This is a genomic window from Kitasatospora sp. NPDC004240, assembly GCF_053603215.1.
On sequence record NZ_JBSGFD010000022.1, the window covers coordinates 43,506 to 68,484 of the forward strand.

The 24,979-nt window shown below is 74.0% G+C and carries 19 protein-coding genes; 10 read left to right on the top strand and 9 right to left on the bottom strand.

From position 1 onward, the window contains the following. Positions 1-5: 5 nt before the first annotated feature. Complete coding sequence (gene infC / locus ACWEQL_RS09025; RefSeq protein WP_452149545.1) at positions 6-740, bottom strand: translation initiation factor IF-3; 735 nt, start codon at positions 738-740, stop codon at positions 6-8. Positions 741-1,271: 531 nt separating this feature from the next. Here infC and ACWEQL_RS09030 point away from each other — a divergent pair. Next, positions 1,272-1,604, top strand: a complete 333-nt coding sequence (locus ACWEQL_RS09030; protein WP_452149546.1) for a DUF1844 domain-containing protein — start codon at positions 1,272-1,274, stop codon at positions 1,602-1,604. A gap of 132 nt (positions 1,605-1,736) precedes the next feature. Here the strand turns inward: ACWEQL_RS09030 and ACWEQL_RS09035 are convergent, their stop codons facing one another. Continuing rightward, positions 1,737-2,480, bottom strand: coding sequence for an SseB family protein (locus ACWEQL_RS09035; RefSeq protein ID WP_452149528.1), 744 nt, complete (start codon positions 2,478-2,480; stop codon positions 1,737-1,739). A 150-nt stretch (positions 2,481-2,630) separates the two neighbouring features. Between ACWEQL_RS09035 and ACWEQL_RS09040 the strand changes: the two genes are divergently transcribed. Together ACWEQL_RS09040 and ACWEQL_RS09045 are read left to right on the top strand one after the other, a co-directional pair. After that, positions 2,631-3,860: an alanine racemase gene (locus ACWEQL_RS09040; RefSeq protein ID WP_452149529.1), complete on the top strand. Its 1,230-nt coding sequence runs from the start codon at positions 2,631-2,633 to the stop codon at positions 3,858-3,860. A 263-nt stretch (positions 3,861-4,123) separates the two neighbouring features. Further along, positions 4,124-5,038, top strand: a complete 915-nt coding sequence (locus ACWEQL_RS09045; RefSeq protein ID WP_452149530.1) for a lytic polysaccharide monooxygenase auxiliary activity family 9 protein — start codon at positions 4,124-4,126, stop codon at positions 5,036-5,038. Positions 5,039-5,230: 192 nt separating this feature from the next. Here the strand turns inward: ACWEQL_RS09045 and ACWEQL_RS09050 are convergent, their stop codons facing one another. From ACWEQL_RS09050 to ACWEQL_RS09065, 4 genes are all read right to left on the bottom strand, one after another. Continuing rightward, the gene (locus ACWEQL_RS09050; RefSeq protein WP_452149531.1) at positions 5,231-6,424 is read right to left on the bottom strand and encodes a DUF2510 domain-containing protein; all 1,194 of its coding nucleotides are present in this window, start codon (positions 6,422-6,424) and stop codon (positions 5,231-5,233) included. 108 nt (positions 6,425-6,532) lie between these two features. After that, a complete protein-coding gene (locus ACWEQL_RS09055) occupies positions 6,533-7,435 on the bottom strand; it encodes a 3-oxoacyl-ACP reductase (protein ID WP_452149532.1) in 903 nt (300 codons plus the stop codon). A 10-nt stretch (positions 7,436-7,445) separates the two neighbouring features. After that, the gene (locus tag ACWEQL_RS09060; RefSeq protein WP_452149533.1) at positions 7,446-8,867 is read right to left on the bottom strand and encodes an aldehyde dehydrogenase family protein; all 1,422 of its coding nucleotides are present in this window, start codon (positions 8,865-8,867) and stop codon (positions 7,446-7,448) included. Between the two features lie 15 nt (positions 8,868-8,882). After that, a complete protein-coding gene (locus ACWEQL_RS09065; RefSeq protein WP_452149534.1) occupies positions 8,883-10,286 on the bottom strand; it encodes a glutamine synthetase family protein in 1,404 nt (467 codons plus the stop codon). Between the two features lie 222 nt (positions 10,287-10,508). On the opposite strand from ACWEQL_RS09065, the gene ACWEQL_RS09070 reads away from it, so the two are divergent. Further along, positions 10,509-11,255 (top strand): gamma-glutamyl-gamma-aminobutyrate hydrolase family protein, encoded by a 747-nt coding sequence (locus tag ACWEQL_RS09070; protein WP_452149535.1) that lies wholly within the window; start codon positions 10,509-10,511, stop codon positions 11,253-11,255. Between the two features lie 120 nt (positions 11,256-11,375). Here the strand turns inward: ACWEQL_RS09070 and chrA are convergent, their stop codons facing one another. Further along, on the bottom strand, positions 11,376-12,557 hold the full coding sequence (chrA, locus tag ACWEQL_RS09075; protein WP_452149536.1) for a chromate efflux transporter: 1,182 nt from the start codon (positions 12,555-12,557) through the stop codon (positions 11,376-11,378). A gap of 171 nt (positions 12,558-12,728) precedes the next feature. Between chrA and ACWEQL_RS09080 the strand changes: the two genes are divergently transcribed. Together ACWEQL_RS09080 and ACWEQL_RS09085 are read left to right on the top strand one after the other, a co-directional pair. Then, entirely contained in the window at positions 12,729-13,769 is a 1,041-nt protein-coding gene (locus tag ACWEQL_RS09080) for a cation diffusion facilitator family transporter (protein ID WP_452149537.1), read from the top strand. Positions 13,770-13,866: 97 nt separating this feature from the next. Beyond that, on the top strand, positions 13,867-14,766 hold the full coding sequence (locus ACWEQL_RS09085) for a 5'-3' exonuclease (protein ID WP_452149547.1): 900 nt from the start codon (positions 13,867-13,869) through the stop codon (positions 14,764-14,766). 76 nt (positions 14,767-14,842) lie between these two features. Here the strand turns inward: ACWEQL_RS09085 and ACWEQL_RS09090 are convergent, their stop codons facing one another. Further along, positions 14,843-17,716, bottom strand: a complete 2,874-nt coding sequence (locus ACWEQL_RS09090) for a DEAD/DEAH box helicase (protein WP_452149548.1) — start codon at positions 17,714-17,716, stop codon at positions 14,843-14,845. Positions 17,717-17,965: 249 nt separating this feature from the next. Here ACWEQL_RS09090 and ACWEQL_RS09095 point away from each other — a divergent pair, with 249 nt between their 5' ends. Both ACWEQL_RS09095 and ACWEQL_RS09100 read left to right on the top strand, forming a co-directional pair. Then, positions 17,966-18,340, top strand: a complete 375-nt coding sequence (locus ACWEQL_RS09095; RefSeq protein ID WP_452149538.1) for a hypothetical protein — start codon at positions 17,966-17,968, stop codon at positions 18,338-18,340. A 32-nt stretch (positions 18,341-18,372) separates the two neighbouring features. Further along, a complete protein-coding gene (locus ACWEQL_RS09100) occupies positions 18,373-18,750 on the top strand; it encodes an ArsR/SmtB family transcription factor (RefSeq protein WP_452149539.1) in 378 nt (125 codons plus the stop codon). Positions 18,751-18,779: 29 nt separating this feature from the next. Here ACWEQL_RS09100 and ACWEQL_RS09105 read toward each other — a convergent pair whose 3' ends face one another. After that, positions 18,780-19,952: an aminotransferase class V-fold PLP-dependent enzyme gene (locus ACWEQL_RS09105; RefSeq protein WP_452149540.1), complete on the bottom strand. Its 1,173-nt coding sequence runs from the start codon at positions 19,950-19,952 to the stop codon at positions 18,780-18,782. A gap of 78 nt (positions 19,953-20,030) precedes the next feature. Here ACWEQL_RS09105 and ACWEQL_RS09110 point away from each other — a divergent pair, with 78 nt between their 5' ends. Both ACWEQL_RS09110 and ACWEQL_RS09115 read left to right on the top strand, forming a co-directional pair. Next, on the top strand, positions 20,031-22,097 hold the full coding sequence (locus ACWEQL_RS09110; RefSeq protein WP_452149541.1) for a prolyl oligopeptidase family serine peptidase: 2,067 nt from the start codon (positions 20,031-20,033) through the stop codon (positions 22,095-22,097). Positions 22,098-22,253: 156 nt separating this feature from the next. Beyond that, entirely contained in the window at positions 22,254-24,629 is a 2,376-nt protein-coding gene (locus tag ACWEQL_RS09115; protein WP_452149542.1) for an immune inhibitor A domain-containing protein, read from the top strand. The last annotated feature ends 350 nt before the right edge of the window (positions 24,630-24,979 follow it).

Here is a 24,979-nt window from a genome sequence, read left to right on the forward strand (position 1 = left end):
GGGGCTCAGGCGTCCTGGGAGGCCTCGGCCGGCTGCTCGACCTCGGCGGGAGTCTCCTCGGCCTCGGTGGCCTCGTCGACCTCGGGGGCCTCGTCGACCTCGGGGGCCTCGTCGATCACGTCGACCTCGTCGGCCTCGTCCGCGGCGGCGTCGGTGCCGGGGGTGCGGCCCTGACGCTCGGCCTTGCGGGCGTCCGCAAGGGCGCGGGCCTCGGCCATCGCCTCGGTCTTCTTCTTGTGCGGGCCCAGAACCATGATCATGTTCCGGCCGTCCTGCTTGGCCGAGGACTCGACGAAGCCCAGGTCCTGGACGTCGTTGGCGAGCCGCTGGAGCAGTCGGAAGCCCAGCTCGGGGCGGGACTGCTCACGACCGCGGAACATGATCGTGATCTTGACCTTGTCGCCCTGCTTGAGGAACCGGACGACGTGACCCTTCTTGGTGTCATAGTCGTGCGGGTCGATCTTCGGCCGGAGCTTCATCTCCTTGATGACCGTGTGCGCCTGGTTCTTGCGCGCCTCACGGGCCTTCATGGCCGACTCGTACTTGAACTTGCCGTAGTCCATGAGCTTGCACACCGGCGGCCGGGCGGTCGCCGCGACCTCGACCAGGTCGAGGTCGTACTCCTGCGCGAGCTCCAGCGCCTTGGCAAGCGGCACGATGCCGACCTGCTCGCCGCTGGGACCGACGAGTCGCACCTCGGGGACGCGAATCCGGTCGTTGATGCGGGGCTCGGTGCTGATGGGGCCTCCTCGGTTGCACCTTCTGCGATGCGGCCGTCGGACGGCGGTCGCACGTAGTGGACTCGACCACTGGGCGGGGCTTCATTCGTGCTGCGCTGCCTGACTCGCTGGTCCGCACTGCACGCACCGCGACACGAAAAAAGCCCCGCTCGGTACAAGCGGGGCTCCACACAACCGGGGGCGGCGCCCGGTGAGGGGCGCTGCGGCGATCCGACGCCCTTCGGCGTCCGTCGCGGACCGGACCCGTCGACCGCGAGGCCGATCAGGTGGGAGACTTTCGCGGTTGCCCTCTCGGGCCTCCTGGGTGGAGCCTCCACTTGCTGGCCGGGCACCCTCTCGGGTTCCTGGCCGGTCAGTCTCGAAGCATACAGCGTTTCGCCCCCCGGTGGTATTCCGCCTCCCGCCGCGCGCCCCCGGCACCCTTGTACGCTCCCTTGTGTACGTACACCGGCACGACGGAGTGAGTCCCCCTTGAGCAGCGAGCCCACCGAGAACCCCGCCACCACCCCGGCCGCCGAGGGCGAGGAGGCGATCGGGTTCGACGACCTCACCCGCGACATCGCCGAGGTCCCGGCCGTCGAGGTGATCACCACCGTCGCGGTGCACCTGATGAGCGCCGCCGCCGTCAAGTGCGGCCTCGCCGAGGGCGGCGAGGCCGACAAGGACCTCGACGAGGCCCGCAAGCTGATCACCGCGCTGGCCGGGCTGGTCACCGCCGGCGCGCCGGAGATCAGCAACTTCCACGCCGCCCCGCTGCGCGACGGCCTGCGCTCGCTGCAGCTGGCCTTCCGCGAGGCCTCCCTGGTGCCGGACACCCCGGGCGCCGGTCCCGGCGAGAAGTTCACCGGGCCGGTCTACTCCTGAGCCGCTCGGATCCTGAGCCGCTCGGAGTCGCGGACATGACGGTGCCCTCCCCGGTCCGGCCGGGGAGGGCACCGTCATGTCGGGCGTCGGGCGCGCGACGTCAGCGGGTACAGGGATCAGCGCACGTACGGATCAGCGGGTGTACAGGGGCTCGCCGGGCAGCCGGGCGTCCGGCGGCAGCACCGCCAGGTTCAGCCCCCGGTCCAGGCGCACCCGCAGCACCGGATCGGCCACCAGGGCCTGCCCGATCCGCCGCACCGCCTCCTGGACGTCCTCCTGGCTCAGGCCCGGCTCCAGCACCACCGCGAGCAGCCCGTCGGCGTCCTCGTACGGCGCTAGCAGCCCGGCGACCACCTTCGGCTCGCCGGCCAGCAGCCCCCGCACCGCCTCCCGGACCTGCGGGTCGGCCGCCGGCGCCAGGTAGGGCCGGTTCTCGGCGAGGGCCCGCAGCCGGGCGCCGCTCAGCTGGAAGGCGACCGGACCCGCCGGGTCGACGAGCAGGGTGTCCGCGCGCTCGGAGACGGCGACCATGGCGGCCTGCGGCGCGGCGACCGGCGCCGGGCGGGCGTCGGCCCGCCAGCGGGCCAGGGTCTCCAGCGAGGTGAAGGCGGGCAGTGCGCGACGGCCGTCGGCCGCCTCGATCACCGGCACCGCCATGTCGCTGGTCTTCTCGTGCCGCAGCCCGTTCTCGTCGGTCTCCACCTCGCCGAGGACGGCGACGATCGGCACCATCAGCCGGGACGGGGTCAGCGCCGCCAGGACGTCGGGCTCGGCCGTGCGGTCCTGCGACCAGCGGGCCAGCGCCTCGGCCAGCGCGGGGTCGGCGGCGCCGTCGTCACCGGCGAATCCTGGGTCGGGGATGTTCTTACGCTCCACCCGGCCGACCCTATGCCACCTCACACCGGCGCCGACCCGTGGCCGCGCCCGCACGCGCCCCCGCCTTCGCCGTCGACCGTCACCGCCCGGCCGGGGTCTCCACCCACACACCTCTACCCACCGGTAGTGCCGGTGTGGCAGGGTGCGGCCATGGCCACCCCCGTACTCGCCGCGCAGCAGCCCGCCGCCTCCCCCCGCGCCGACCGGGCACGGTACGACCGGGCCACCGCCCATCTGGACGGGCCGGTGGCGATCGTCGACCTGGACGCGTTCGACGCCAACGCCGCCGACCTGGTCCGCCGGGCGGGCGGGAAGCCGGTCCGGGTGGCCAGCAAGTCGCTGCGCTGCCGGGCCCTGATCGAGCGGGCGCTGGCGACCGACGGCTTCCGCGGGGTGATGGGCTTCACCCTGGACGAATCGCTCTGGCTGGCCCGCCACGGCGTCGAGGACGTCCTGCTGGCCTACCCCTCCACCGACCGCGCGGGCTACGCCGAGCTGACCGCCGACCCGGCGCTGGCCGCCGCCGTGACCGTCGTCCTGGACGACCCGGCGCAGCTCGACCTGATCGACGCCGCCCGCGCCGGCAGCGCCGAGGTGCGGGTCTGCCTGGAGCTGGACACCGCGCTGCACCTGCTGGGCGGGCGGATCCGGGTCGGCGCCCGGCGCTCGCCGCTGCACCACCCCGAGGCCCTGGCCGCCTTCGCCGAACTGGTCCAGCACCGGCGGGGTTTCCGGGTGGTCGGGCTGATGGCGTACGAGGGGCACGTCGCCGGCGTCGGCGACCGGGTGCCGGGACGGCCGGTGCGCTCGGCGCTGATCCGGGCGATGCAGGCGCGGGCCCGGGCCGAGCTGGCCGAGCGCCGGGCGGACGCGGTGCGACGGCTGCGGCGGGTGGCGGACCTGGAGTTCGTCAACGGCGGTGGGACGGGCAGCGTGGAGTCGACCGTCGCCGAGGCGGCGGTGACCGAGGTGGCGGCCGGCTCGGGGCTGTACCAGCCGCGGCTGTTCGACAACTACCGCGCGTTCCGGGGCCGTCCGGCCGCGCTGTTCGGCCAGCCGGTGGTGCGCCGGCCCGGCGTCGGGGTGGTGACGGTGCTGGGCGGCGGCTACCCCGCCTCCGGCGCGGCCGGGCCCGACCGCTCGCCGGTGCCGCACCTGCCGGCCGGCCTGCGCTACGACCCCGCGGAGGGCGCCGGCGAGGTGCAGACCCCGCTGCTCGGCTCCGCCGCGGACGACCTGCTGATCGGCGACCGGGTGTGGTTCCGTCACGCCAAGGCGGGCGAACTGTGCGAGCGCTTCGCCGAACTCCACCTGGTCCAGGGCGACTCGGTGGTGCGCAGCGTACCGACCTACCGGGGGGAGGGCCGCGCGTTCCTCTGAGAACGGCCGGTCCGGGGGGCGCTGCTTAGCCCCGCCTTAAGAGGGCCCGATGGGAAGCTCAAACCAGGCTTCCCGTCGGGCTTTTGTGCTGTTCTGCCGGATACGGTCCGTCAGAAAACGTGTGACACGGGGCTATTGCCAGTTGGTCTAGTCCAATCATACGCTCCAGCCAGGGGGACCGCGTGCCGGGTCGGCGGGCCTCCCGGGGACAGGCGTGTCCCCCTCCCCCACACCAGCGGCCCGGATTCAAGGAGTCCCACCTCATGTCCATCAAGCGCAGCGCAGTATCCGCGGGCGTCATCGGTGCGGCCTTTCTCGCCGTCGCCGCCTCCACCGCCGGCACCGCGGCCGCCCACGGCACCATGACCGGCCCGGTCAGCCGCGTCGCGGCCTGCTACGCCGAGGGCCCCGAGAACCCCAAGTCCCAGGTCTGCAAGGACCTCGTCGCGATGAGCGGCACCCAGCCGCTGTACGACTGGAACGAGGTCAACCTCGCCAACGCGGCCGGCAACCACCAGGCGCTGATCCCGGACGGCAAGCTCTGCTCGGCCGGCCGCGACAAGTACAAGGCGCTCGACCTGCCGCGCCTCGACTGGCCGGCCACCTCGGTCCAGGCGGGTGCGATCAACTTCAAGTTCCGCACCACCGCCCCGCACGTGGGCACCCAGGTCACCTACATCACCAAGGCCGGCTACGACCCCACCAAGCCGCTGAAGTGGTCCGACCTCGACTCGACCCCGGTCGCCAACGTGCCGGTCACCCGCACCGCCACCGAGGGCTACTACAACTACACCGGCACGCTCCCGCAGCGCACCGGCCGCCACATCCTCTACACCATCTGGCAGCGCACCGACAGCCCCGAGGCGTTCTACAGCTGCTCGGACGTGGACTTCGGCCAGACCGCCCAGGCCGTCACCGGCCTGACCGCCCTGTCGGCCCCGGCCGCGCCGAGCGAGGCGCAGATCGCTTCGGACGCCTCCAAGTCCACCGTCTCCCACGACGGCCACGGCGGCGACCCCAACTCCCCGGCCGGCGCGGTCGCCCCGCTCGCGACCGCCTCCGTCGGTACGTCGGCCACCGGCCCGATGCTGCTGAGCGGCGCCGCCGCGATCAGCGTCGGCTGGGTCGCCATGGTGCTCCGGCGCCGTCGCATCGAGGCTGTTCGACGCGACGCCTGACCGCCGGGAGGCCGGAGCCGGACCGTCCAGCGACCCCCGTACGGTCCGGCCCCGGCTGTGCGTCCGGTGAACGGGAGCACCCGACGAGCGGCGCGCCCGACGAGCGGCGCACGCGATGAGCGGTGCCACCCGATGACAGCGTGACGGCGGCCCACCCGGACTCCGGGTGGGCCGCCGTGGTGAGCGGACCGGTCAGGTCGTGCCGGGTCCGTCACCACCGCCGGTACCACCGGGGACACCCCCGCCGGGGACGCCCGGGACGCGGCCCTTGTAGTCGGTGACGCCCTTGACGATGGTGTCCATCACGGACACGTCGGGCGCCTTGGCGGCGATGTCGAAGCCCAGGTGCAGCGAGACCAGCGACCCGCCCGCGGCGGACGGGAAGACCACGGTCTGGACGTAGCCGTCGTTGCCCTTGGCCGCGTCGACCTTCCAGCGGACCAGCCAGCCGTCACGGCCGCCGACCTTCACCGCCTCGGACTTCAGCTCCTCGTGCGAGTTGATCTCGCTGTACGCCTCCTTGGCCGCCTTCTCGATGTCGGCCTTCGCCGCCGCCTGCACATCGGTGCCGGCGCCGGCTATCCGGCCGGTGTTGGCGCCGCCGAGCGAGCACGTGCCGCCGCCCTCGCAGGTGTACGAGCCGATGGCGAGCTGCGCGAAGCCGTTCTGGGTGGTGCCGCCCTTCCAGCCGGCGGGGACCGGGAGGGTGATCCGGTTCACCAGGTCCGCGGCGGTCCGGCGGCCGGTGGCCGTACCGTCCTCGGAGCCGCCGTCGCCGCCCTTGCCGTCGCCGTTGTTCTTGCCGTCGCCCTGCTTGCGGTTGGGGCCGTCCGTGTCCGGCAGGCCGCCGCCCGGCCCGCCCTCGCCGTACCACGGCGGCGCCTGGCGGGCGTTGCGGTGGGCGGTGGGCCGGGACTCGTCGTGGCCGTCCATGACCAGGAAGGTGACACCGGAGCCGACACCGAGCCCGAGCACCGCGGCCACGGCGGCCGCGATGACCACCTTGGACGGCCGGCGACGGCGCTCGGGCGGCTGCGGCGCGGCCGCGCCGTACGCGGTGCCGAACGGCGGCGGCTCGGGGAACCGCACGGTGGGGCCGCTGCCCAGCACCTCGCCCTCGATCACCCGGGGGCCATTGACCTCCGTCGGGGCCTCGGTGGGGGCCTCCGTCGGGGCCTCGGCGGAGGCGCCCGTCGGCGCCCCCGCCGCCGACGGCGTCCCGTCGGCGGCAGCCGGCTCCGCGGCGGCCGGCTTCGGGGCGTCCGAGGGCGCGGGCCGGGTGTCGGCGGTCCAGCCCTTGCCGTCCCACCAGCGCTGCGGTCGGGGGTCGCCGGTGGTGTCCTTCGGGTCCGGGTACCACCCGGCGGGAATCTGCTGCTCGCTCACGCCAGAGAATCTAAACGGCCCCGGTTAAACGCGATATCAGCGTGACGGCCCATTCCCGGGCTTTTCGATGAGATTACGGTGAGAACCGCGCGCGCCGCCCCGCCCCGGTCACAACGGGGTCACATAGGCCCCGGAGATCCCGCCGTCCACCAGGAACTCGCTCGCCGTGATGAACGAGGAGTCGTCGCTCGCGAGGAAGGCCACCGCCGCCGCGATCTCCTCGGCCCGGGCGAACCGCCCCAGCGGGATGTGCACCAGCCGGCGGGCCGCCCGCTCCGGGTCCGCGGCGAACAGCTCCCGCAACAGCGGGGTGTCCACCGGCCCGGGCGAGAGCGCGTTGACCCGGATGCCCTCCCGGGCGAACTGCACCCCCAGCTCCCGGGACATCGCCAGCACCCCGCCCTTGGAGGCGGTGTACGAGATCTGCGAGGTGGCCGCGCCCATCCGCGCCACGAAGCTCGCGGTGTTGATGATCGAGCCGCGCCCGTGCCGCCGCATGTACGGCAGCGCCGCCTTGCAGCACAGGTACACCGAGGTCAGGTTGACCTCCTGCACCCTGCGCCAGGCGTCCAGCCCGGTGGTCAGGATCGAGTCGTCGTCCGGCGGCGAGATGCCCGCGTTGTTGAACGCCACGTCCACGCTGCCGCAGGTCTCGTACGCCTCGTCGAACAGCGCCTCGACCATGTACGGGTCGGTGACGTCGGTGTGCACGAAGAGCCCGCCGACCTCCTGCGCGGCGGCCTTGCCGGTGGTCTCGTCGAGGTCGGCGCAGACCACCTTGGCGCCCTCGGCGGCGAGCCGCCGGGCGGCGGCCAGGCCGATGCCGCTGCCCGCGCCGGTGACCACCGCCGTCCGCCCGACCAGCCGCCGGCAGACCGGCGCCCCGTCGTCCCGGCCGGCCTTCCCGTGCCGGCCCGCCTTGCCGTGCCCGTCGGACCTGCCGTGCTCGTCGGAGCCGCCGTGCCGCTCGGCCTTCCCGGACTTCTCGGGCCTGGGTGTCTTCCCCGTCATGGCCGGGCTCCTACTCCTCGCTGTGGATGAAGACGTTCTTGGTCTCGGTGAAGTGCGCCAGCGCGTCCGGCCCCAGCTCCCGGCCCACGCCGGACTCGCCGAAGCCCCCGAAGGGCGTCCAGTACCGCACCGAGGAGTGCGAGTTGACCGACAGGTTGCCCGCCGCGACCCCCCGGGCCAGCCGCAGCGCCCGGCCCAGGTCGCGGGTCCAGATCGAGCCGGAGAGGCCGTAGCGGGTGGCGTTGGCGAGGCGCAGCGCGTCGGCCTCGTCCTCGAAGGGCAGCACCACCGCGACCGGCCCGAAGATCTCCTCGGTGACCGCCGGCACCCCGGGGTCGGTGGGCGCGAGGACGGTCGGCGGGTACCAGAAGCCGGTCCCGTCCGGCACCTCGCCGCGGGCCAGCACCGGCAGGTCCGGGGTGACGTACGAGGCGACCCGGCGCACCTGGGCGGCGGAGATCAGCGGGCCGAGCTGGGTGTCGGAGTCGGCCGGGTCGCCGGTGCGCACGGCCTCGACGGCGGGCAGCAGCAGGGCGAGGAAGTCGTCGTACGCCTCGCGCTGGACCAGGATGCGGCTGCGGGCGCAGCAGTCCTGGCCGCTGTTGTCGAGGAAGGACATCGGGTCGGCGGCGCGGGCGAGGTCGGCGTCGGCGAAGACGATGTTGGGGCTCTTGCCGCCGAGTTCCAGGGTGACCCGCTTGGCCCGGGCCGCGCAGCGGGCGGCGACCTCCTTGCCGACGGCGGTCGACCCGGTGAAGACGATCTTGCGGACGGCCGGGTGGTCGACCAGGGCGCGGCCGGTGACCGGGCCCGCGCCGGGCAGCACCTGGAACAGCCCCTCCGGCAGACCGGCGGCGAGCGCGAGCTCGGCCAGCCGCAGGGCGGTCAGCGGGGTGGCCTCGGCGGGCTTGAGCAGCACGGCGTTGCCGGCGGCGAGCGCGGGCGCGAAGCCCCAGGCGGCGATCGGCATCGGGAAGTTCCACGGGGCGATCACCCCGACCACGCCGATCGGCTCGTGGAAGGTGACGTCCAGGCCGCCGGCCACCGGGATCTGCCGGCCGGTCAGTCGCTCCACCCCGCCGGCGGCGTACTCCAGCAGGTCACGGACGTTGTCGGCCTCCCAGAGGGCGTTGCCCCGGGTGTGGCCGGCCTCGGCGACCTCCAGCGCGGCGAGCTCGATCCGGTGCGCGTCGACCTGGTCGGCGAAGCGGCGCAGCAGCCGGGCCCGCTCGCCGGGGGCCAGGGCGGCCCAGCCCTGCTGGGCCTTGAGGGCGCGCTGCGCGGCGGCGTCGACCCGGTCGGGGGTGGTGTCGGGGACGGTGGCGAGGAGCTCACCGGTGGCGGGGTTGCGGACCTCGCTGCCGGCGGGCCCGGTCGGTTCGGCGGGCACGGGCGGTTCGGTCGGTTCGGTCGGTTCGGTCGGTTCGGTCATCTGGATCTCATCCGCTCACATCCGTTCGAAGGAGCGGTAGCGCTCCCAGTCGGTGACGGCGTTGTCGAAGGCGGCCAGCTCGACGCGGGCCGTGGTGAGGTAGTGCTCGACGACGTCCGGGCCGAAGGCGGCGCGGGCGAGCTCGCTCTGCGCCCACAGGTCGGCGGCCTCGCGCAGCGAGCCGGGCACCCGGGCGTAGTCGTCGACGGCGTAGGCGTTGCCGAGGCAGGGCGCGGGCAGTTCGAGCTTCTGCTGCAGACCGTGGAGTCCGGCGGCGAGCATCCCGGCCACCGCGAGGTACGGGTTGACGTCGCCGCCGGGCACCCGGTTCTCCATCCGCAGGCCGGGGCCGTGGCCGACCACCCGGTAGGCGCAGGTGCGGTTGTCCCGGCCCCAGGCGACCGCGGTCGGGGCGAAGGAGCCGGGGCGGTAGCGCTTGTAGGAGTTGATGTTGGGGGCGTAGAGCAGGCTGAACTCGCGCAGCGCGGTGAGCTGGCCGGCCAGGAAGTGGCGCATGGTGTCGGTCATCCGGCCGTCGCGGTCGGCGAAGGCGGGGGCGCCGACCGCGTCGCGCAGCGAGAGGTGGATGTGGCAGCTGTTGCCCTCGCGCTCGTCGTACTTGGCCATGAAGGTGAGCGCGCAGCCCTGCTGGGCGGCGATCTCCTTGGCGCCGGTCTTGTAGACGCTGTGCTGGTCGCAGGTGGTGAGGGCGTCGGCGTAGCGGAAGGCGATCTCGTGCTGGCCGAGGTTGCACTCGCCCTTGGCGGACTCCACGACCAGGCCGGCGCCGGCCATCTCCAGCCGGATCCGGGACAGCAGCGGCTCGACCCGGGCGGTGCCGAGGAGGGAGTAGTCGACGTTGTACTGGTTGGCCGGGGTGAGCCCGCGGTAGCCGCCGGACCAGGCCTGCTCGTAGGTGTCGCGGAAGACCAGGAACTCCAGTTCGGTGCCGATGTCGGCGCTCAGGCCGTACTCGGCGAGGCGCTCGATCTGCCGGCGCAGCAGTTGGCGCGGGGCGGCCTCGACCGGGCGGCCGCCGTGCCGGGCGAGGTCGGCGGTGACCTGGGCGGTGCCGGGCTGCCAGGGGGTGAGCCGCAGGGTGGCGAGGTCGGGGCGCATGGCGAAGTCGCCGTAGCCGGTCTCCCAGGAGGAGAGCGCGTAGCCGTCCACGGTGTTGAGGTCGATGTCCACGGCGAGCAGGTAGTCGCAGGCCTCGGCGCCGTGCTCGGCGACCTCGTCGAGGAAGAAGCGCGCGGCGAAGCGCTTGCCCTGGAGGCGGCCCTGCATGTCGGTGAAGGCCAGGGCGACCGTGTGGACCTCGCCGGCGTCGACCAGCGTGCGCAGTTCGTCCAGGGTGAGCGGCGCGCGCGGTGGTCCGCCCGAACCGGGTCCGGCTGTCGGGGGCGCGGTCTCGGACATGGCGAAGCCCTCCTCCTCGATCACTCAGCGAGATCAAGCGGTCACAGCGAACCGTACGGCCTGCCGGTGACACACGGAAGAGGGCGGACACGCCCGGCGCGCCGGGTGGGGCGGGCGCGCATGGGGGCGCGCATGGAATCTGTGCGCCGCTCGGGGTGCGTGTGGCGCGCCGCGATCGCGGATCGGCGGGTTGCCGGGTGGGACGGGAGGAGAATGCGCGCCATGGATCGCAGGCCTTTCATCGGCGTCAGCACCTATCTGGTGGACGCGAGTTGGAGCGACTGGCGGGACCGCCGCGTGGCCCTGGTGCCCGAGCGGTACACCGCGTACGTACGGGACTCGGGCGGGATCGCGGTGCTGCTGCCACCCGATGCGCCGGAGCGCGCCCCCGAGGTGCTGGCCCGGCTGGACGCGCTCGTCATCGCGGGCGGACCGGACATCGACCCGGCCTACTACGGGCGGCCGCCGCACCCCAGGACCGAGGCGGACGCCCACGAGCGGGACGCCTGGGAGGTGGCGCTCCTGCGGGGGGCGCTCGCCGCCGGCATGCCGCTGCTCGGCATCTGCCGGGGCATGCAGGTGCTGAACGTGGTGTGCGGCGGCACGCTCGTCCAGCACCTGCCCGACGTGGTCGACCCCGACGTGCACACCGGCTCCCCCGGCCGGTACGGCGAGCACACCGTCCGCCCGGTGCCGGGCACGCTGCTCGGCGGGTTGCTGCCGGAGAGCGAGCTGACCGTGCCGACCTTCCACCACCAGGCGGTGGACCGGCTCGGCGACGGGCTGCGGATCGGCGCGTACGCGCCCGACGGCACGGTGGAGGCCGTCGAGGGACCCGGCTTCACCCTCGGCGTGCAGTGGCACCCGGAGCAGGGCGAGGACCTGCGGGTGATGCAGGCCCTGGTCCGGGCCGCGACGGCCGCCCGGACGGTCCCGCTGGAGGTGGTGGAGGCGGGCTTCCTCGCCTGAGCCCGGACACCCCGACGCCCCGGGCCCGACGCCTACGCCTCCGGCCCCGCATCCGGCACGGCCCCGGCGGTGAGCACCCGCCGGGGCCGTCACGCTCCCGGTCCCGGGGCCGTCTCGGTCTCAGGCCGGCGGCAGCCCCGCCAGCACCGCGGCCACCCCGGCCCCGCCCGCCAGCAGCAGCGCCGCGACCACGCCCCGGCGCGCCGCGAGCAGCCAGAGCAGGGCGCCGGCCAGCACCGCCCACTGCCAGCCGTACGACAGCGAGGCGGCCAGCGGCAGGGCGGAGCCCGCGATCGCCCCGGTCACGGCCGGGCCGGCGCCGGTCAGGAAGTCCTGGACCCGCCGGTCGGCGCGGAGCCGGTCGAAGTGCGCGCCGCCGAGGATCACGAACAGGAAGGACGGCGCGAAGGCCACCAGCGCGGCCAGCAGCCCGCCGACGGTCCCGGCGGCCGCGTACCCGACGGCGGAGACGGTGTGCACCACCGGCCCCGGAGTGACCTGACCCAGGGCGACGGCGTTGAGGAACTGTCCGTCCGTCATCCAGTGGTAGCGGTGCACCGCGTCGTCCCGCATCAGCGGGATGATCACGAAGCCGCCCCCGTACGAGAGCGCGCCCACCTTGAACGCCACCCAGGAGACCGCCCCCAGCCCGCCGAGGGCCGGCAGCGCGGCGAGCCCGACGACCGGCGGCAGTCCGGCCCCGCGCCGGCCGTCCCCACGTCGCCCGTCCCCACGCCGGCCGTCCCGCGGGGCCCGGACGGCGACCTCGGTGAGGCCGGTCGCGATCAGCACCAGGACCAGCCAGGGGCCGGTGAGGACGGCGGCCACCGCGCCCGCGAGCGCGTACCCGGCCCAGCGCAGCCGTCCGGCGCGGCCCTCCCCGGCCCGCCGGAGGCTGCCCGGGACCAGCGCGGAGGCGGCCTGCACGGCCACCGCCGGGACCGCCGCGCCGGCGCCGGCCGCGGCGCCGAGCACCCACGGCGGCGGGTCGCCGGCCAGGAACAGCGCGGACAGCGCGAGGATCAGCGCCAGCCCGGGCGCGATGAAGCAGAACCCGCCGAGCAGGGCGCCGGGGGTGCCGCGCAGCCGCCAGGCGGTGAACACGGCGAGCTGGGTGGAGGCCGGACCGGGCAGCAGGTTGGTCGCCGCGATGCCGTCCTCGAACTCGCCCTCGCTCATCCAGCCGCGCCGCTCCACGCAGAGCCGGCGCAGCAGCAGGATGTGCGCGGGCGGTCCGCCGAAGCCGGTGATCCCGATCCGCCCCCACTCCTTGGCGATGGTGCCCAGCCCGACCCGCTCCACGATGCCTTCTCCCCTGCTCGACGCGAGGCGCGACCCTACCGGAGGACCATGACGCGTCGGCAACGACAACGGTCACCAGTGCAGCCTTTGGATCTTCGTTCGATCTGCGGTTCACTTCCGGTGCAGGCCTGTTGTGCCCCTTACTTCCCGCGCGTCAAGGAGAGGACTCCGATGGCCGGTCACGAGCAGCACCATGATGATCATGTCCATGACCATCAGCACGACCACGGGCACGGGCACGGCGGCCACTCCCACGGGGTCTCCGCGGACGCCGACCGCCGGTGGCTGCTCGCCGCACTGACCCTGATCACGGTGTTCATGGCCGGCGAGGTGGTGGTCGGCTTCGCCGCGCAGTCGCTGGCGCTGATCTCGGACGCCGCGCACATGCTCACCGACGCCGCCTCGATCGTCCTCGCGCTGATCGCGATGCGGCTGGCCGCCCGCCCGGCGCGCGGCGGCTACACGTACGGGCTCAAGCGGGCCGAGATCCTCTCCGCCCAGGCCAACGGCGTCACCCTGCTGGTGCTCTCGGCCTGGCTGGGCTACGAGGCGGTCACCCGGCTGCTCGATCCGCCGGAGGTGGAAGGCTCACTGGTGCTGGTCACCGCGCTGGTCGGGATCGTGGTCAACCTGGCGGCGACCTGGTGCATGTCCCGGGCCAACCGCAGCTCGCTGAACGTCGAGGGCGCCTTCCAGCACGTGCTGACCGACCTGTACGCGTTCATCGCCACCGCCGTCGCCGGCGCGATCGTGCTGACCACCGGCTTCGTCCGGGCCGACGCCATCGCCTCGCTGGTCGTGGTGGCCCTGATGCTCAAGGCCGGGACCGGCCTGGTCCGCGACTCCGGGCGGATCTTCCTGGAGGCCGCCCCGGCCGGCATCGACCCCGACGCGGTGGCCGACCGGCTGGTCGCCCAGCCGCTCGTGGAGGAGGTCCACGACCTGCACATCTGGGAGATCACCTCGGGCGAGCCGGCGCTGTCCGCGCACATCCTGGTCACCCCGGGCGGCGACTGCCACGCCGTGCGCCGCGGGCTCCAGCGGCAGCTGCGCGACGTCTACCGGATCACCCACAGCACGCTCCAGGTGGACCACGTCGGCGAGGACGAGGCGGGCGCCCTGCTGCAGATCACCGGCACCGTCCTGGAGGACGCCGAGCACTGCGCCGACTCCCACGGTCCGGTCCACCGCGCCGGGCCGCACGAACACTGAGCCCCCGGCCCTCCCGACCCTCCCGGGAGGGCCGCCACCGTCCGTCCCGTACGGCATGATCTGAGACGTGACCGCACCCGTGACCGCACCGCACCTGATGCTGCTGGACTCCGCCAGCCTGTACTTCCGGGCCTACTACGGCGTGCCGGACTCGCTGCGCTCCCCGCGGGGCGAGCCGGTGAACGCCGTCCGCGGCCTGCTGGACTTCATCGCCCGCCTGGTCCACGACCACCGCCCCGACCAGCTGGTCGCCTGCATGGACGCCGACTGGCGCCCGCAGTGGCGCGTCGACCTGGTGCCCTCGTACAAGACCCACCGGCTCGCCGAGGCCGCCGTCGACGGCGAGGAGGAGATCCCGGACACCCTCGCGCCGCAGGTACCGGTGATCGAGCAGGTGCTGGACGCCGTCGGCATCGCCCGGGTCGGCTCGCCCGGCTACGAGGCGGACGACGTCATCGGCACCCTGACCGCCCGGGCGCGCGGCCCGGTGCGGATCGTCACCGGCGACCGCGACCTGTTCCAGCTGGTCGACGACGAGCGCGGGATCGCCGTGCTCTACCCGGTCAAGGGCATGGGCAACCTCCAGGTCACCGATGACGCGGTGCTGCTGGAGAAGTACGGCGTGCGCGGCGCGCAGTACGCCGACATGGCGGCGCTGCGCGGCGACCCGAGCGACGGCCTGCCCGGGGTGAAGGGCATCGGCGAGAAGACCGCCGCCCAGCTGATCCACGAGTACGGCGACCTGGCCGGGATCCGGGCGGCCGCGCTGGACCTCGGCTCGCGCCTCACCCCGGCCCGCCGTCGCAACCTGGTGGAGGGCTCGGCCTACCTGGACGTGGCGCCGACCGTGGTCCGGGTGGCGGCCGACGCCCCGCTGCCGGAGTTCGACCCGGCGCTGCCGACCGAGCCGCTGGACCCGATGACGCTGGAGGTGCTCGCCGACCGCTGGGGCCTGGGCACCTCGCTGGAGCGCCTGCTGGCCGTGCTGGCCGGCTGAACGGCCGCCGGGGAACCGCCGGAGGGGCCCGTCCAGGTCGGACGGGCCCCTCCGGCGTTCGGCGACGCGGCGGGCGTCAGCCCACCGAGGAGTACGCGATGATCCCGCGCCGCAGCCCGTCCACCGCCTTGCGGGCGCACCTGCGCAGTTCGACGTTCTCGCCGGCGGCGTCCTGGATCTGGCCGAGCACGTCGATCAGCTGCTTGGTCCAGCGGACGAAGTCACCGGCCGGCATGTCGGCGTCGCGCAGCACCGAGTCCAGGCTGTGGCCGAGCGCCCAGCGGTACGCGGCCCAGGCGAAGCCGAGGTCCGGCTCGCGCTGGCCGACGCCCTCGGCGGTGTTGATCCGGTGCTGCTCCTCCAGGGCGTCCAGGTGGCCCCAGATCCGGACCATCTTGCCGAGCGCCTCCTTGGCACCGCCCTCGGGCACCCGCGGCGCGGTGGCGTCGTCGGACTGCCGGGCCTCGTACACCAGCGCGGAGGCGCAGGCCGCGAGCTCGGCCGCCGCCAGGCCGTCCCAGACGCCCTCGCGGATGCACTCGGAGGCCAGCAGGTCGAGCTCGCCGTAGAGCCGGCCGAGGCGCTTGCCGTCCTCGGTGACGGTGTCCCCGTGGAGGTAGCCCAGGTCGGTGAGCAGGCCGCAGACCCGGTCGAAGGTGCGGGCGATGGTGTGCGTGCGGGAGCGCATCTTGCGCTCCAGCAGCTCGGTGTCGCGGTGCAGCCGGTGGTAGCGCTCGGACCAGCGGGCGTGGTCCTCCCGCTCGTCGCAGCCGTGGCACGGGTGCTGGCGCAGCTCGGCGCGCAGCCGGGTGATCTCGCTGTCGTCGGCGGCGGCCGCGCGGCCCCGGCGGAACCGCTCGGGCTCCAGGTGGCCGGCCTTGGTACGCAGCGCGGAGGCGAGGTCCCGGCGGGACTGCGGGCTGCGCGGGTTGAACGACTTGGGGATCCGCACCCGCTCGACCGCACTGACCGGGTACGGGAAGTCGATCATGGCGAGCCGCTTGACCTGCCGCTCGGCGGTGAGCACCACCGGGCGCGGGCCGTCCTGGAAGTCGGGGTGGCGCGGGCCGCCCCGGCCGGAGCGGCTGACCGGCGGCAGACCCGGGTCCAGGACCAGGGCGAGGCCGGCGAACTTCCCGGTGGGGACGTGGATGACGTCGCCCGGCTTGAGCTGCTCGATGGCCTCGATCGCGGCGGCCCGGCGCTGGCTGCTGCCCTCGCGGGCCAGCTCGTTCTCGCGCTCCTTGAGCCCGCGGCGCAGGCCCATGTACTCCTCGAAGTCGCCGAGGTGGCAGGTCATGGACGCGCGGTAGCCGTCCAGGCCCTCCTCGTTGCGCTGGACCTGCTTGGCGATGCCGACCACCGAGCGGTCGGCCTGGAACTGCGCGAAGGAGGTCTCCAGCAGCTCGCGCGAGCGGTGCCGGCCGAACTGGGAGACCAGGTTGACCGCCATGTTGTAGGACGGCCGGAAGGAGGAGCGCAGCGGGTAGGTGCGGGTGCCGGCCAGGCCCGCCAGGGCCTCCGGGTCGAGGCCGCGCTGCCAGAGCACCACCGCGTGGCCCTCGACGTCGATGCCGCGCCGCCCGGCCCGTCCGGTGAGCTGGGTGTACTCGCCGGGGGTGATGTCGGCGTGGGTCTCGCCGTTCCACTTGACCAGCTTCTCCATGACCACCGAGCGGGCGGGCATGTTGATGCCGAGCGCCAGGGTCTCGGTCGCGAAGACGGCCTTGACCAGGCCCTTCACGAACAGCTCCTCGACGACCTCCTTGAACCGCGGCAGCATCCCGGCGTGGTGGGCGGCGATGCCGCGCTCCAGGCCGTCCAGCCACTCGAAGTAGCCGAGGACGTGCAGGTCCTCGTCGGGGATGTCGGCGCAGCGCTCCTCGACGATGGCGCGGACCTGGGCGCGCTCGGCGTCCTTGTTGAGCCTCAGCCCGGAGGAGAGGCACTGCTGGACGGCGGCCTCGCAGCCGGCCCGGCTGAAGATGAAGGTGATCGCGGGCAGCAGGCCCTCGGCGTCGAGCCGGTCGATGACGTCCACCCGGCCCGGCGTCCAGACCTTGCCGGGCCGGCCGTTGGGCATGCTCCGCCCGCGGCCGCGGCCGAAGCGGTCGCGGGGGTTGCGGTCGAGCTCGGAGCGGGCGAGCCGGACCAGCTCGGGGTTGACCGCCTTGCCGGGGTTGCGCGGGGCGTCCTTGGGGCGGCCGTCGCGGTCCGGGTTGGCGAACAGGTCGTACATCCGGTTGCCGGCCATCACGTGCTGCCAGAGCGGGACCGGGCGGTGCTCGGAGACGATGACCCTGGTGCCGCCGCGGACGGTGTCCAGCCAGTCGCCGAACTCCTCCGCGTTGGACACGGTGGCCGAGAGCGAGGCCAGCACGACCGACTCGGGGAGGTGGATGATGACCTCCTCCCAGACGGCGCCGCGGAAGCGGTCGGCGAGGTAGTGCACCTCGTCCATGACCACGTAGCCGAGGCCGTCCAGCGAGGAGGAGCCGGCGTACAGCATGTTGCGCAGCACCTCGGTGGTCATGACCACCACGGGCGCGTCGCCGTTGACGCTGTTGTCACCGGTGAGCAGGCCGACCTTGGCGGCGCCGTAGCGCTTGACCAGGTCGCCGTACTTCTGGTTGGACAGCGCCTTGATCGGCGTGGTGTAGAAGCACTTGCGCCCGCTCTGCAGGGCCAGGTGCACGGCGAACTCGCCGACGATGGTCTTGCCGGAGCCGGTGGGCGCGGCCACCAGCACGCCCTCTCCGGCCTCCAGGGCCTCGCAGGCCTTGAGCTGGAAGTCGTCCAGCGGGAAGTCGTAGAGCTGCTGGAAGCCGTACAGGGCGGTGGCCTGCTCCTTCGCCCGGCGGCGGAAGGCCGCGTAGGCCTCGGCGGGGTTGAGCTCCCGCTCGTCGTCGGACTCCCGCCGCGCGGGACGCTCGGGCACAGGGGTGTTCATCGCCGTCCGGGTGTGGTTGGTGTGATCTGGCATCTCAGCGAGAGGTTACCCGGGTGGACCGACATCGATAGCACCGTTTTTCCGGGCCACTGGATCAAATCTCTCTCAGATCCATAGTTGCAAATGTCTTCAAGCGATCGCCAAGGCGTCAACTTCGATCGTCTCCGGTCATCTCTCCTGTAACGCCGGTCCTTCTCCTTACATTCGGAGCACAGCCACCACCCATCCACTCACAGGAGGAGCACAGCGATGGCGAATCTGGAGACCGCGCTCAAGGAAGCCATGGCCATCGAGGGCGCGATCGGCGTGGCCCTGGTCGACTACGGCAGCGGGATGGCGCTCGGCACCCTCGGCGAGGGCGGCGAGCTGGACCTCAACGTGGCCGCCGCCGGCAACACCGACCTGGTCCGCGCCAAGATGCGCACCATGGAGATGCTCAACCTCCACGACAACGAGATCGAGGACATCCTGGTCAGCCTGACCAGCCAGTACCACCTGGTCCGCCCGCTCACCACCAAGACCAGCCGGGGCCTGTTCCTGTTCCTCGCGCTCAACCGCACCCGCTCCAACCTCGCCATGGCGCGGCACCAGCTCAAGCGGATCGAGGTCGGACTGGAGATCTGACCGGACCGGGTGCACAGGAAGGGGGGAGCGTCGTGCCGCAGCCGCTGTACCAGGCCAAGGCCGAGTTCTTCAGGATGCTCGGCCACCCCGTGCGGATCCGGGTGCTGGAGCTGCTTCAGGCCGGGCCCACCCCGGTCAGGGACCTGCTGGCGGACCTGGACATCGAACCGTCCAGCCTCTCCCAGCAGCTCGCCGTCCTGCGCCGCTCCGGCATCGTCACCGCCACCCGGGAGGGCTCCACCGTGGTGTACGCGCTGGCCGGCGGGGACGTCGCCGACCTGCTGCGGGCCGCCCGGCGGATCCTCACCGTGCTGCTCGCCGACCAGAACCTGCTGCTCGCCGAGCTCCGCGCGACGAGCGAGCAGCAGGGCGGGCAGCCGAGCGCGCAGGTGGCCGGGGCGGTCGAGTAGGCGGGGCGGCCGGGAGCCGGGGTGACCGATCAGCTCCGGAGCAGGTCCCGCAGCCCGTCCGCCAGCCGCCGGTACTCCTCCGGCCGGTTGTACAGCTGCGCGCTGACCCGCAGCACCCCGCCGCCCGGCCACGGCCGCACCACGATCCGGGCGGACAGCCGCTGCCACGCCCGGGCCATCACCGCGCGCGCCTGCTCGTCGCTCTCGCCGACCCCGGCCGGCAGCCGCAGCGCGCGCATCGACACCCCGGGGCTCGCCGGCAGGGGCAGCAGACCGGCCCGCTCCGCCAGCACCCGCCGGCCGTACGCGGCGAGCCGCTCGTTGTGGCGGCGCACCCGGGCCGGGCCGAGCGCCCGCAGCAGCGCCAGCCCGTCCGGGGCGGCCAGCCAGGGCGTGTAGTCGCAGGTGCCGCGCCACTCCACGTTCGCGGGGAAGCCCCGGTCGTGCTCCCACGAGAGCGCGAGCGGGCGGACCCGCGGCGCCCACCAGGGGGAGACGGCGAGCACCCCGGTGGCGCGCGGGGCGAAGGCCCACTTGTGGAGGTTGCCCAGCCAGAAGTCGGCGTGCTCGCCGACCGGCGCGGGCAGCATGCCGGGGGCGTGCGCGGCGTCGACCACCGTGGTCACGCCGCGCACGCGCAGCTCCCGCAGCAGCGGGGCGGTGGCGATCAGCCGGGCGGTCGGCGAGCTGACCAGGTCGAGCACGGCCATCGTGGTGCGCCCGTCGACCGCGGCGAGGACGGCCTCGCCCACCGCCCGCTCGTCCGGGACGTCCAGCGGGAGGTGGACGACCCGGACCTCGGCGCCGGTCTCCTCGGCGCGCCGCCGTACCGCCCGGGTGACCGCGCCGTAGCCGTGGTCGGTGACCAGGATCCGGTCGCCGGGGCCGAGCGGGACGCTCTCCAGCGCCACCGCGACGCCCTCGGTGACGTTGGTCAGCAGCGCGAGGCGTGCCGGGTCGGCGCCCAGTTCGGCGGCGACGGCGGTCCGGGCGGCCTCGACCCGGGCGGGCAGGTCCGCGAAGAAGCCGTCCGGGTCACGCTCCTGCTCGGCGCGCAGTCGCTGCTGCGCGCGCTGGACGGGTAGCGGCACGGCGCCGTACGAGCCGTGGTTGAGGTGCAGCACGCCGCGCTCCAGGGAGAACAGCCCGTCCGTGCCGGGCACGGGCGCGGGGGCCGCCTCGTGCTCGTTGATGCCGTACATCTCACTCCCGATCTGGTGTGTGACATTTCACATGGCATCCTACTGGTGGGCCGCCCGCCGCACCGCGACCATCGGGCGGTGACCATCACCGACCCCTTCCTCTCGCTGAGCGCCCGGACCGGGCGCTTCACCCACGGCTCCCCGCGCGCGCTCACCCTCGCCGCGGACGGCACCCGTCTGCTCCTGCTCCGCTCCGGCGGACCGGAGGACCCGCTCGACGCCCTCCGGCTGCTCGACCTCGCCACCGGCGAGGAGCGCCTGATCGCCGACCCCGCCGCACTCGCCCCCGGCCGCACCGGCGAGCGGCACGACCTGCCGGCCGTCGAGCGGCGGCTGCGCGAGCGGATCCGCCTCACCGCCGCCGGCATCGGCTCCTTCGCCGCCACCCCCGACTGCTCGGTGGCCGTCTTCACCCTGGACGGACGGCTGTTCCGCAGCGACACCGCCACCGCCGCGACCACCGAACTGCCCACCGCCGGGCCCGCCTTCGACCCGCGCCCGGACGCCACCGGCGAGCGGATCGCCTACGTCGCCGACGACGCGCTGTACGTCACCCCGGACACCACCCCGCTCAGCCCCGCCGACGGCGCCCGCTGGGGCGTCGCCGAGTTCGCCGCCGCCGAGGAGCTCGGCCGCTCCCGCGGCCACTGGTGGCGCCCGGACGGCGGCGCGGTCCTGGCCGCCCGGGTGGACGAATCCGCCCTGCCCCGGCTCCACTTCGCCGACCCGGCCGCGCCCCGGCGGGCCGCCGAGGACTTCGCCTACCCGCAGGCCGGCGGCCCCAACGCCGACGTCCAGCTCTGGGTCCTCGGCCTGGACGGCGGCCGGGTCCGGCTGCGCTGGGACGCCGAGGCCTTCCCCTACCTCTGCGACGCCCGCTGGGACGGCGACGGCGAGGTCCTGCTGACCGTCGCCGACCGGCTGCAGCAGCACGTGCTGCTGCTCAGCGCCGACCCGGCCACCGGCGAGAGCGTCGAACTCTCCTGCACCACCGACGAGTTCTGGGTGGACGTGCTGCCCGGCACGCCCGACCGGCTGGCCGGCGGCCGGCTGCTCACCGTGCACGACACCCCCGAGGCGCGCGGGCTCGCGCTGGACGGCAAGGTGCTGGACACCACCGGGCTGCAGATCCGCCGCGTGGTCGGCGAGTTCGACGGCCGGCTGCTCGCCGAGACCGGCGAGGGCGACCCGGCCGACCAGCACCTCCACCTGATCGACCCGGACGGCGGCGCCCCCGAGCGTCTCAGCGAGGGCCCCGGCGTGCACGGCGCCCAGGTCTGCGGCGCCACCCTGGTGCTCACCTCGGCCCACCCCGGGGGCATCACCCGCCGGGTGCGCCACGACGGCCGGGAGACCGGACTCCGCGACCTGGCCGCCGCGTTCCCCTACACGGTCACCCCGCGGCTGGCCCGGGTCACCGGACTCGGCCTGCCCACCGCCGTGGTGTACCCGCGCGACCACGTCGCCGGCCGGCGGCTCCCGGTGCTGCTGGACGTCTACGGCGGGCCCGGATTCCAGGCCGTGGCGAACGAGCCGCGCCGCTGGCAGCTGCGCCAGTGGTGGGCCGACCAGGGCTTCGCCGTGGTCACCACCGACAACCGGGGCACCCCCTTCGTCTCCCCCGACTTCACCCGGGCGATCTTCCGCCGCTTCTCCCAGGTCGCCCTGGACGACCAGGTGAACGCCCTGCACGCGCTCGCCGGGGACCACCCCGACCTCGACCTCACCCGGGTCGGCGTCCGCGGCTGGTCGTACGGCGGCTACTTCGCCGCACTCGCGGTGCTGCGCCGCCCCGACGTCTTCCACGCCGCCTGCGCGGGCGCCCCGCCCACCGACTTCCGGCTGTACGACACCGCCTACACCGAGCGCTACCTCGGCCTGCCGCAGGACAACCCGGCCGGCTACGCGGCGGACCGGCTGATCGACGAGGCGCCGTCACTCTCCCGGCCGCTGCTGCTGATCCACGGCCTGGACGACGACAACGTCCACCCCTCGCACACCCTGCTGCTCTCGCAGGCGCTCACCCGCGCCGGCCGGCCGCACCGCGTGCTGCCGCTGCCGGGCGTCACCCACATGACGCCGGGCGGGGTGCAGGAGCAGGTCACCGTGGCCGAACTGGCCTTCCTGCGGGAGACCTTGGGCTGACCCGCCGTCGACCGCGAACGGTCGCGGGCCCCTCGGCGACGGATCGCCGAGGGGCCCGCGACGTTCAGTGCCCCGATGTCTTCCATGTGAACCATGACATGTGAAATATTACCTGCGCCCAATCCGGCCACCCACCGTCCCGAAAGGACCGGTCAGTTGCGCAGATTGTCCGCGGCATTCGCGGCCGCGCTCACCACGAGCGCGATAGCGGCCACCTTCCTCGGCGCCCCCGCCCAGGCCGCTCCCCCCTCCCCCGCCGCCACCCCGTCCCTCGCCGCCGCCCAGCAGGGCGAGGGCGGCGGCGCCGAGGCCCCGCCCGGCCCGCTCGCCCCGCAGGAGCGCGAGCGCCAGTCCCTCCGCACCAAGGCGCTCGAACAGCTCAACAAGGGCACCGTGGCGAAGACCTCCGACAAGCGGGCCCCCGCCAAGGTGCGGATCGGCAACGACTACGTCCAGCTCGCGCAGCAGCGCAAGGACAAGGTCTTCGTCATCCTCGCCCAGTTCGGCGACACGGTGGACAGCACCACCACCCACAACGGGCAGCCCCGCTACGGCGGCACCCCCGGCCCGCTGCACAACCAGATCCCCAAGCCCGGCAAGGGCGACAACCACACGCTCTGGACCGGCGACTTCAACCGCGCCTACTACCAGCAGCTGTTCTTCGACGACTCGCCCGGCGCGGTCTCGATGCGCAACTACTACCGCACCCAGTCCTCCGGCCGCTACGACATCGAGGGCACCGTCAGCGACTGGGTCACCGTGCCCTACAACGAGGCCCGCTACGGCAGCAACAAGGGCCCCCAGGGCTCCGGCGCCTGGACCCAGGGCCAGGAGTTCATCCGCGACGCGGTGAAGGCCTGGTACGACGGCGAGATCGCCAAGGGCCGTTCGGCCGCCGACGTCAAGGCCGAGCTGGCCCGGTACGACGTCCACGACCGCTACGACCACGACAAGAACGGCGAGTTCGAGGAGGCCGACGGCTACCTCGACAACGTCGTGGTGGTGCACGCGGGCGTCGACGAGACCTGGGGCGGCGGCGCACAGGGCGCCGACGCGCTGTGGGCGCACCGCAGTTGGGCCTTCCCCGACCCGGCCGGCCAGACCGGCCCGGCGGGCAACCGGATCGGCGGCGCGCCGGTCGGCGACTCGGGCCTGTACGTCTACGACTACGTCCAGGCCGGCGAGAACAGCGGCGTGGGCCTGTTCGCCCACGAGTTCGGCCACAACCTCGGCCTGCCCGACCTCTACAGCACCAGCGGCGGCGACAACAGCGTCAACTTCTGGTCGCTGATGTCCTCCGGCTCGTACCTGGGCAAGGGGAAGAACACCACCGGCGGCTACCCCGGTGACCTCGACGCCTGGAGCAAGCTGCAGTTCGGCTGGCTGAACTACGACGAGGCACAGGCCGCCACCCGCTCCACCCACGCCCTCGGTGTCAGCAGCTACAACACCGACCAGGCCCAGGCGGTCCTCGTCCACCTGCCGGACGGCACCACCACGACCACCCTCACCGACCCGCGCGAGGGCGGCCGGCACTGGTGGAGCAACCAGGGCGACAACCTGGACAACTCGCTGGCCCGCGACGTGGACCTGCGCGCGGTGACCGGCCCGGCGGCCCTCGACGCGGCCGTCTGGTACGACATCGAGCAGGACTACGACTTCCTCTCGGTGGAGGCCTCCACCGACGGCGGCAAGGCCTGGACCTCGCTCGGCGGCACCGTCGACGGCACGCCGATCGGCAACACCACCGCCAACACGCCCGGCCTGAGCGGCACTTCGGGTGCGTACCGGCAGCTGCACATCCCGCTGGACGGCTACGCCGGGAAGCAGGTGCGGCTGCGCTTCCACGTCACCTCGGACAGCAACACCCACGGCCGGGGCGTGCTGGTCGACGCGGTGCGGATCTCCGCGGGCGACACCACCCTGTTCGCGGACGGCGCCGAGAACGGCCTCAACGGCTGGACGGCGACCGGCTTCTCGGTGGTCACCGGCCGCGACGCGGTCAAGCAGCACCCGCGGGCCTACCTGGTGGAGAACCGCCGCTACGCCGGCTACGGCGCCTTCCTGAAGACCGGGCCGTACAGCTTCGGCTACACCGGCGTCGACGGCAAGAAGGACATCGTCGACAACTACCCGTACCAGGAGGGCGTGCTCATCTGGCTCTGGGACACCGGGTACGGCGACAACAACACCAAGGACCACCCCGGCGGCGGCATGATCCTGCCGATCGACGCCCACCCGACGCCGATCCGCTTCGCCGACGGCTCCCTGGTGAACGGCCGCGCGCAGACCTTCGACGCGACCTTCTCGCTGAAGCCCACCACGCCGTTCACCCTGCACAAGGCCGGTGTCCCGGTGCGGATCGGCTCCGAGCCCGCCGTGCCGGTCTTCAACGACCGCACCGGCGTGTACAGCGACCCGGCCACGCCGCAGCTGGGTGTGAAGGTGCCGGACACCAACACCCGGATCGAGGTCGTCCGTGAGACCCACGGCGGCCGCCTGACCACCGTGAGGGTGGGCCCGGCCTCCTGATCCCCCCAGGCAGGCCGAGCGAGCCGCCCCGACTCCTTTGAGGGAGGGAGTCGGGGCGGCTCTTCGCGTGCCCGTAGAGGGCGATGCGTGTGTGCGTCGGTGCTCGGGGCCGACCGTGCGCGGGGCTTCACGCCGGCGCTCGGCCAGGCCGTGTGCCTGCGTCCACGGGCGTGCCCCGGTCGTACGGGCGTCGCGGCACCGGTGCTCGGGCCCGTCCGTACGCCCCCTCGCCCCGTACGCCCCCCCGGCCGGTGCGTGCCCGCGGCCGGTGCGTGCCTGCGGGAACGCCGAAGCGCGCGGGGGGGGGGGCGGGCCGCGCGCGCCGCCGCGTTGCGTATGGACCACAGAAG

Bases quoted from the DNA above. Each gene is read 5' to 3' on its own strand.
- ACWEQL_RS09040 (WP_452149529.1), top strand. From the start codon at position 2,631: ATGGCCACCCCCGTACTCGCCGCGCAGCAGCCCGCCGCCTCCCCCCGC.
- ACWEQL_RS09045 (WP_452149530.1), top strand. From the start codon at position 4,124: ATGTCCATCAAGCGCAGCGCAGTATCCGCGGGCGTCATCGGTGCGGCC.
- ACWEQL_RS09055 (WP_452149532.1), bottom strand. From the start codon at position 7,435: ATGACGGGGAAGACACCCAGGCCCGAGAAGTCCGGGAAGGCCGAGCGG.
- ACWEQL_RS09060 (WP_452149533.1), bottom strand. From the start codon at position 8,867: ATGACCGAACCGACCGAACCGACCGAACCGACCGAACCGCCCGTGCCC.
- ACWEQL_RS09065 (WP_452149534.1), bottom strand. From the start codon at position 10,286: ATGTCCGAGACCGCGCCCCCGACAGCCGGACCCGGTTCGGGCGGACCA.
- ACWEQL_RS09070 (WP_452149535.1), top strand. From the start codon at position 10,509: ATGGATCGCAGGCCTTTCATCGGCGTCAGCACCTATCTGGTGGACGCG.
- ACWEQL_RS09080 (WP_452149537.1), top strand. From the start codon at position 12,729: ATGGCCGGTCACGAGCAGCACCATGATGATCATGTCCATGACCATCAG.
- ACWEQL_RS09085 (WP_452149547.1), top strand. From the start codon at position 13,867: ATGCTGCTGGACTCCGCCAGCCTGTACTTCCGGGCCTACTACGGCGTG.
- ACWEQL_RS09090 (WP_452149548.1), bottom strand. From the start codon at position 17,716: ATGAACACCCCTGTGCCCGAGCGTCCCGCGCGGCGGGAGTCCGACGAC.
- ACWEQL_RS09095 (WP_452149538.1), top strand. From the start codon at position 17,966: ATGGCGAATCTGGAGACCGCGCTCAAGGAAGCCATGGCCATCGAGGGC.
- ACWEQL_RS09105 (WP_452149540.1), bottom strand. From the start codon at position 19,952: ATGTACGGCATCAACGAGCACGAGGCGGCCCCCGCGCCCGTGCCCGGC.